Consider the following 6,682-nt stretch of genomic DNA (forward strand, 5'->3'; position numbering starts at 1 on the left):
CATTCCCCAATTTCTGCGCTCCTCTAGCGGGCCAGGTACCGTTCCAAGCGTCCCTGGAAAAATGACAAGATTAACGTCAGCAGCCAGTACCACAGCGCTGCCACCACCAAAGCCTCAAAAAAATGTTGGCGCGGCAAACCCGCCTGTCGAGCCCGGCCCATCAACTCCTGCAAAGCAATGGCGCTGGCCAGGGCAGTGTCTTTCTGCATGGCGATGAATTGGTTGCCAATGTCCGGTAAGACAATTCGAAAAGCTTGCGGCAAAATGATGCACCATAGGGTTTGCCAAGGCTTAAGCCCTAGGGCATAGGCGGCTTCCCGCTGCCCGACGGGAATGGCTTGGATCCCGGCCCGGAAGATCTCGCTCATGTAGGCGCCATAGTTCAGGCTCAAGGCCAGCACCGCCGAAGTAAACGAGCCGAACACCAGGCCCAGTTGCGGCAAAGCCTGGTAGATGAACAAAAACTGCAGAAATAGAGGTGTGCCTCGCATCAACGAGACATACAGAGCGGAGAGGCTGCTCAGAGGGGCAATCTGGGAGAGGCCCGCCAGTGCCGACAAAAAGGCCAAGGTGGTGGCACAGAGGATGGAGACCAAGGACAGTTGAAAAGTAGTGCCCACCCCTTGCGAGATGAACCACCACCACTCGCGCACAAAGTTGCCGTTGAGACGCAAGGTACGGATGGGGATCCCGGCCAACTCCAACTGTACCCCGCTGAAGGTGAACACCAACAACAGCAGCCACAAAACCAACCACAACCCCTGGGCCACCGGGAACGGGATCCCTTTTCGAATCCGGGGCGGTGGGTAAATGGGCTGCTCCAGTGGGATAGAGTTTTTGCTCACTCAGCTTTTTTCGTCAGATCAATGCCGTAATACCGCTTCGAGAGGGCTGTTAGCGTGCCGTCCGCATGCATGGATTCTAAGATTTCGTTAATTTTGGCTTGCAAGCTCTCGGAAGGGGCAGGGCTGGAGCGATCCAAGGCCACAGCCAAGGCTTCATAGTAGACCGGATCCCCCAGAGTTTTCAGGGGCAGTCCTTCCCGAATGGCATTTTCAGCCGTCGGCAAAGCCGTCAAGACTGCATCCAAGCGGGTGCCATCCCCCAGTGCCAAGTCCTGCAGAGCCAGGCTATCGGTGTCGTAGATGCGAATGTCCACCCGCGGGGCTGGAACTTGGATGGTCTCTCCTTCCAGGGTGAGGTTGCCCTCCAGGTAGGCTTGATAGGTGGTGGCGGTGCCCACCCCAACTCGCTTTCCTTCCAAGGCGGCGATATCGGTCAGGGTCGAGGCTTGGTGGACCACGAAGCTGGCGGGGGTGTAGTAGTAGGGAATGGTAAACAGCAGAGCTTTCTGGCGCTCGGCAGTCACGGTCATCGACCCGACATTGACATCCCAGCGGCCATTCCAAGATCCGGCGGTGATGACATCGAAGTTGATATCCAGAAACTCAGCCTCTACCCCCAAGCGCCTGGCAATCTCGCGCGCCACATCCACATCAAATCCTTCCCAAGTGCCGTCAGGGTTGCGGTAGCTCTGAGGACGGTAATTGGAGTCGGTGGAAATCCGGAGCACCCCCCGCTCTTGAACTTGAGCCAACAAATCGCTACCTTGGGCCAGCAGGGATCCCTGGTGTGTGCCTAGAGCCCAGCATCCGGCCAGGGTCAAGCAAAGGGCTTGTAGGGATCGGCGTCGAGAAACAGACATCGGCAAAACCTCAGATGAAGGTGAAGGGCAAACCCATTGGAATCCATCCAAGCTATCCAAGGCTGTCACAATTCCCGTTGCAAGGTAGTATCACCTGACACTGCCGCTTTGGGTGGCTATTCCCGACTGGGGCGAGCGGGTCGCAATTCTCCAAACATGCTCTAAAAAAGGCAAATCAACTGTCTCAGGATTGAGCTTATGAATCCCAATTGAGATTGAAATATCTCCTCCAGAAAGGCATCCCCTGAGACTTGCGATCAAGACTCGTGCTGTGTTGCCCGGGGGGGCAATCCGTATCCCTCTGTGGGCAACGGAGAATCGACGTTCTGGGTAGCAGAAAACATTTGGCTCGACCCAATGGATCCCCCTTAGCAATTGGGCGGAGAGGATGTCAATATCTTTGGAAGAGAACGGGGTTGAGGGTGGTTATGCAAGCGGTGATCTTGGCGGGTGGGAAAGGAACTCGCTTACGGCCTTTTACCTTTTTGCAGCCTAAGCCTTTGTTGCCCCTTTTGGATGTGCCCTTTTTGGAGTGGCTGATCGGGCGCTGCCGCCGAGCCGGCCTGACAGATATTTTGCTCAGCGTGGGTTATCTGGGCCAACAAATTGAGGCTGCTCTGGGAGATGGCGCTGCTTTGGGGGTGAAGCTCCGCTACATTCCCGAAGAGACGCCTTTGGATACGGCAGGAGCTTTGGTGCTGGCTCAGCCCTATTTCACTGGGGATCCCTTGGTGGTCTTCAATGCCGACATCCTCACAGATCTGGATCTGCAGATGCTGATGCAATGTCATGTGCAGAGCAAGGCCATGGCCACCCTCACCCTCGCCCGCGTGGACGATATCACCGCCTATGGCCTGGTGGAAGTTGGGGAAGGGGGCCAGATCCAATCTTTTCGGGAAAAACCCACCCCTGCAGAAGCCCTCACCCTCACCACCGACACGATCAACGCCGGCACCTATGTCTTGGATCCAGCCATTTTTAAAGACTACCCCAGTGGGGATCCCCTCAGCTTCGAGCGGCGTGTCTTCCCCGATTTGCTCAGGCAAGGGCACCGGCTGCAAGCTTATCTCCACACAGGCTACTGGCGGGATCTGGGCACGCCAGCCAGCTATTACCACGGCCAACTGGACATTCTTCTGGGCCGAATGACGGATTTTCCCCTGGAAGATGTGCAGCAACAGGCGCCGGGGATATGGGTGCACAAAACGGCTGAGATCCATCCCAGCGCTCAACTGCACGCCCCCTGCTACATTGGCGCCCACACCCGGCTGGGATCCCAAGCTCAGATTCCGGCAGGCACCATCCTCGGCAGCCACAGCTGGGTAAATGGATCCCTGCAGCCGGGAGCCTACGGGCCGAGAGTCCTGGTAGTGTAGGTTAAGTGCAAGTTAAGTTCACGACCATCCAGGACAAAGCCATCAGCAAATGGAGCTACCACAAACCGGGGAACGCTGGGATCCCTACCTTGCTGCCGTAGCTGCTCGCTTCAATCGGGAGCTGGAAATTCAACTGGGTCGGCCAGGTTGGCAACTTCCCCCAGACCTGGAGCAACTGCCTTTTTGGCAAGCCCAGCAGCGGGATCACCTGCAAGAACGCCTCGGGATCCCCTTTTGGCAACTGCGTGCCCCCAAAAAACGGGAAGCCTGTTTGGATTTGGGCTGTGGGGTAAGCTTCCTGACCTATCCCTGGAACGATTGGCAAGCCTACTTTTACGGCCATGAGCTGAGCGGTGAGATTGTGCGCTTTATTCGCTCGCGGGCACCCCAGCTTAACTCCAAGCTGTTCAAGTCAATGCAACAGGGATCCGCCCACCATTTGGAAAACTACGAGTCGGAGCAATTTGATCTGGCCATTGCCACCGGATTTTTGTACTACTACCCGATTGAGTACTTCGACGCGGTTTGGGCAGAGTTGATGCGAGTGTTGCGACCGGCTGCACCTGTGATTATTGAAGTGGTCAATCCCGACTCGGTGTGGGCGGAACAATGGGGCCTCATCGAGCTATTCAAAGGCACCGAACCGATTTTCACCCCCCTAACGGAGTGGGAGCGGCGCATCGCAGCCTTGGGGGGCAAAATTCAGAAACAGGCCAGTGGCGAACTGTTCACCACCTATTGGATTCAGCGCAGACCGTGATCTGCTCACAACCGGGAAAGTATCGGAGCATTCGGAGTAGTGGGGTAACCTTTAAGGCTGGGTACTAAGATTAAAAATAAGATAAAGATTAAGAAGAAGTGTGATCCCGGACAAGGGATCCACCGCCATCCATGCAAGCCTCCTCTCCCACCTTCCTCTTGGTTGATGGCTACAACATCATCGGAGCTTGGCCCACCCTGAGCCAGTTAGCGCGTCGCTCCCTGATGGAATTGGCCCGTCTGCGCTTGGTGGAATCTTTGGCCAACTATGTGGCCTTCCGGGGCTACCAGGCGACCGTGGTGTACGATGCCTACGCCCAACCCACTCCAGCCCGGCAAGAGCGCTCCCCTTCGGGTATCGAGATCCTGTATACCTCCTATGGCGAGACCGCCGACAGTTGTATTGAACGGCTGTGTGCCCAGTTGCAGAGGGATGGGTGTCGGGTACGGGTGGCTACCTCCGATCGTGTCCAGCAGTTGGTGATTGGCGGCTACAACGCCGAATGGGTCTCGGCAGAACAACTGTGGGATGAAGTGCAGCAGGCCCAGCAGCAGATCCGGCGCGTCCAACCAAAACGGCTATCGAGCAAGCGGGGCATTGATGCCTACTTGGATGCAGATACCCTCTCACGCCTAAACCGCTGGCGGCTGTCCGGCCAAGATCCCATGCGCTAAATGCCATCGTAGGGAACGGTGGGAGCTCCATACCAAAGATGCTCTTCATCTGGCGAGGCAGTGGGCAACTGCTCCTGTGAAGGATCCGCCGGAGCCAGCTCCCGCTCATCCACCAACACCAGCACCCGCACAACTCGATTTTTGGGCAATTGTTCCTGCGCCTTCATGGGCAAAATCAGTTGACCTTGGCTGTCGGTACGGGCCCAGAACTCATGTGCTTTCATGCTGTTTCCCAAAATCATGAGCCAATGAAGGGATCCCCAGGCCGGATCTTAGTGAGGATGATGAATGACCCCAGAAAGCTCCATCTGTTCTTCGTATTCAGATGAGTCGGAGAGGCTGGCCCAGCTTTATAGTTATTTTGATTCAAACTAGGACACTCTAGGACACTGCGTCAGGGTTGTGGAGCAATAGCGTTGCAGAGCAATAATGCGCGGGGCTAGAGGGCTTGTCTCAGCAGCCCAGGCATCTCACCTAACCTGAAACGGCCATAAGCTCCCACAGCATCTCGGATAAGCTTGCCTCAACAAATCTCAAAAGCCGCTGGCAGGTAGTCAACCAAAGCGTAGCTTACCCCTTCCCTGGAGGCCCGACGTTCTATCAGCGCAACATCAAAACGGCAGGACAACTCGGAGAGGTGGGGATGCTGGCTCAAGAAGGCCTGGGCAGCCCGGATCAAGCGTCGCTGCTTGGGGATCCCAACCGCCAAAAGCCCGCCTCGATCCCAGCTACCGGGGCTACGGGTTTTCACCTCTACGAAAATCAGCACATCAGCTTTGTGGGCAACCAGATCCAGCTCGCCCCAAGGGCAGCGCCACCGCTGGGCCAGGATCTGCCAGCCCTGCTGACAGAGATATTGCCGCACCCAGCCCTCGCCGACGTTGCCTGTATTCTGGAGAGAAGCTCCTTTGGGCAAGGGATCCATAAAAAAATCACCAGCGCCCGGCTCTAATGAGCAGAGCCATTGCCGTGATACTTGTCGGTGTCGTAAAAGCCATTGCGGGTGCCGAAGTAGAAACTTGCCAGAGAGAGGACAAGAGCAACCCCCACCAAGACTAACTTTGCATCCACGTGGTTTTCCCCTGATTTTCTCCTCAACCGTGATCATAATAGCCTGCCGCTCCTTCACAATCCTCTGGTAAGCGATGCGCGGCACTGATATCGGCCAAGGCACAGCAAGTCTTGGGGGATCCCATTGGAAATGAACTACTCCCACTGGGAGCTCAGCATGCTACCATTCAGACGGAAAGGGAGTAGTCAGGCGGCTTACCGCCCTCTGCATCGACATACTGGCTAAAAACAGCCCGGTGCAAGAGACAAAGCAAGCCCGGCAGGCTGCTTTGGTGACGAGACTTTCACTGAGTTCACGCAGAGGTGAGCTTGGTGAGTCCGTCTGACTTTCCCGGCCTTCACCTCTAGGTGTGAACCGATTCCACACACAAGAGAGGTTGGAGGCTAAACGATGTGGGCTGGTTTTGCGTCAAGTTTGCTGTTGGTTACGGTAGCAGAGTTTGGGGATAAAACCTTTTTTACCCCCCTGATTCTGGCTATGCGGCACCCGCGCCGCTGGGTTTTCTTGGGGACGTGGCTGGCTTTGGCCGTGATGACCTTGCTGGCGGTGGTGGCCGGGAAGGTGCTTTTCAAGCTGCTGCCACCCCTGGGCGTGAGAGTGTTATCGGCTGGGGTTTTTGCGGCTTTTGGGCTGAGAATGCTCTGGCAAGCTTACAAGATGACTCCCCAGCAGGAAAAAGAAGAAGAGGAAGAAGCCCTCAGGCTGGTGGAGCAGGCAGAAGAAAAAGGGGCGGGCCGCGGCGGTGCTTGGGCTATTGTGTGGGAAGCCTTTAGCTTGACAGCCTTGGCCGAGTTCGGGGATAAAACCCAGATTGCCACCGTCTCCTTGGCGGCCACCCACCCGGGATTGAGTGTATGGGCAGGGGCTACCCTTGGCCATGGGCTGATGGTGGGGCTGGCGGTGGTGGGAGGTCGTTTTTTAGCAGCTCACATCTCTGAACGCGCCGTGCATTGGGTGGGGGGCGGCTTATTTCTGGTGTTTGCGTTGCTGACCGGTTGGGAGTTGGCAGGATGAGGGATCAGCTAGAAATCGCAGGAGCCCCGCACTGTACCCGTAGGGTCAGTGTCGGGAGGAATGCGGAAGTTATGATAGAAC

At 56.4% G+C, this 6,682-nt stretch carries 9 protein-coding genes; 4 read left to right on the forward strand and 5 right to left on the reverse strand.

Annotation, left to right across the window (positions count from 1 at the left end; genetic code table 11):
- Positions 1 to 23: 23 nt before the first annotated feature.
- Both NW849_RS02950 and NW849_RS02955 read right to left on the reverse strand, forming a co-directional pair.
- Entirely contained in the window at positions 24 to 845 is an 822-nt protein-coding gene (locus NW849_RS02950; RefSeq protein WP_414355838.1) for an amino acid ABC transporter permease, read from the reverse strand.
- Positions 842 to 1,705 (reverse strand): ABC transporter substrate-binding protein, encoded by an 864-nt coding sequence (locus NW849_RS02955; protein ID WP_414355839.1) that lies wholly within the window; start codon positions 1,703 to 1,705, stop codon positions 842 to 844. The genes NW849_RS02950 and NW849_RS02955 overlap by 4 nt, the downstream gene beginning before the upstream one ends.
- Before the next feature lie 428 nt (positions 1,706 to 2,133).
- Between NW849_RS02955 and NW849_RS02960 the strand changes: the two genes are divergently transcribed.
- The 3 genes from NW849_RS02960 (at position 2,134) to NW849_RS02970 (ending at position 4,515) form a co-directional block, all read left to right on the forward strand.
- Positions 2,134 to 3,081 (forward strand): sugar phosphate nucleotidyltransferase, encoded by a 948-nt coding sequence (locus NW849_RS02960; RefSeq protein ID WP_414355840.1) that lies wholly within the window; start codon positions 2,134 to 2,136, stop codon positions 3,079 to 3,081.
- A gap of 49 nt (positions 3,082 to 3,130) precedes the next feature.
- The gene (locus NW849_RS02965; RefSeq protein ID WP_011429577.1) at positions 3,131 to 3,841 is read left to right on the forward strand and encodes a class I SAM-dependent methyltransferase; all 711 of its coding nucleotides are present in this window, start codon (positions 3,131 to 3,133) and stop codon (positions 3,839 to 3,841) included.
- Positions 3,842 to 3,972: 131 nt separating this feature from the next.
- A complete protein-coding gene (locus NW849_RS02970) occupies positions 3,973 to 4,515 on the forward strand; it encodes an NYN domain-containing protein (RefSeq protein ID WP_011429576.1) in 543 nt (180 codons plus the stop codon).
- Here the strand turns inward: NW849_RS02970 and NW849_RS02975 are convergent.
- From NW849_RS02975 to NW849_RS02985, 3 genes are all read right to left on the reverse strand, one after another.
- Positions 4,512 to 4,739 (reverse strand): hypothetical protein, encoded by a 228-nt coding sequence (locus NW849_RS02975; protein ID WP_414352028.1) that lies wholly within the window; start codon positions 4,737 to 4,739, stop codon positions 4,512 to 4,514. The genes NW849_RS02970 and NW849_RS02975 overlap by 4 nt on opposite strands.
- 299 nt (positions 4,740 to 5,038) lie before the next feature.
- Complete coding sequence (locus NW849_RS02980; protein WP_414355841.1) at positions 5,039 to 5,440, reverse strand: YraN family protein; 402 nt, start codon at positions 5,438 to 5,440, stop codon at positions 5,039 to 5,041.
- Positions 5,441 to 5,463: 23 nt separating this feature from the next.
- Positions 5,464 to 5,586 (reverse strand): hypothetical protein, encoded by a 123-nt coding sequence (locus NW849_RS02985; protein ID WP_011429573.1) that lies wholly within the window; start codon positions 5,584 to 5,586, stop codon positions 5,464 to 5,466.
- A 391-nt stretch (positions 5,587 to 5,977) separates the two neighbouring features.
- On the opposite strand from NW849_RS02985, the gene NW849_RS02990 reads away from it, so the two are divergent.
- Complete coding sequence (locus tag NW849_RS02990) at positions 5,978 to 6,601, forward strand: TMEM165/GDT1 family protein (RefSeq protein WP_414355842.1); 624 nt, start codon at positions 5,978 to 5,980, stop codon at positions 6,599 to 6,601.
- The last annotated feature ends 81 nt before the right edge of the window (positions 6,602 to 6,682 follow it).

The organism is Synechococcus sp. R55.3 (assembly GCF_047461975.1).
In the GTDB taxonomy this organism is placed as follows: Bacteria; Cyanobacteriota; Cyanobacteriia; order Thermostichales; family Thermostichaceae; genus Thermostichus.

Excerpts from the sequence above, each read along its gene's own strand:
- NW849_RS02955 (WP_414355839.1), bottom strand. The coding sequence starts at position 1,705 with ATGTCTGTTTCTCGACGCCGATCCCTACAAGCCCTTTGCTTGACCCTG.
- NW849_RS02960 (WP_414355840.1), top strand. The coding sequence starts at position 2,134 with ATGCAAGCGGTGATCTTGGCGGGTGGGAAAGGAACTCGCTTACGGCCT.
- NW849_RS02965 (WP_011429577.1), top strand. The coding sequence starts at position 3,131 with ATGGAGCTACCACAAACCGGGGAACGCTGGGATCCCTACCTTGCTGCC.
- NW849_RS02970 (WP_011429576.1), top strand. The coding sequence starts at position 3,973 with ATGCAAGCCTCCTCTCCCACCTTCCTCTTGGTTGATGGCTACAACATC.
- NW849_RS02975 (WP_414352028.1), bottom strand. The coding sequence starts at position 4,739 with ATGAAAGCACATGAGTTCTGGGCCCGTACCGACAGCCAAGGTCAACTG.
- NW849_RS02980 (WP_414355841.1), bottom strand. The coding sequence starts at position 5,440 with ATGGATCCCTTGCCCAAAGGAGCTTCTCTCCAGAATACAGGCAACGTC.
- NW849_RS02990 (WP_414355842.1), top strand. The coding sequence starts at position 5,978 with ATGTGGGCTGGTTTTGCGTCAAGTTTGCTGTTGGTTACGGTAGCAGAG.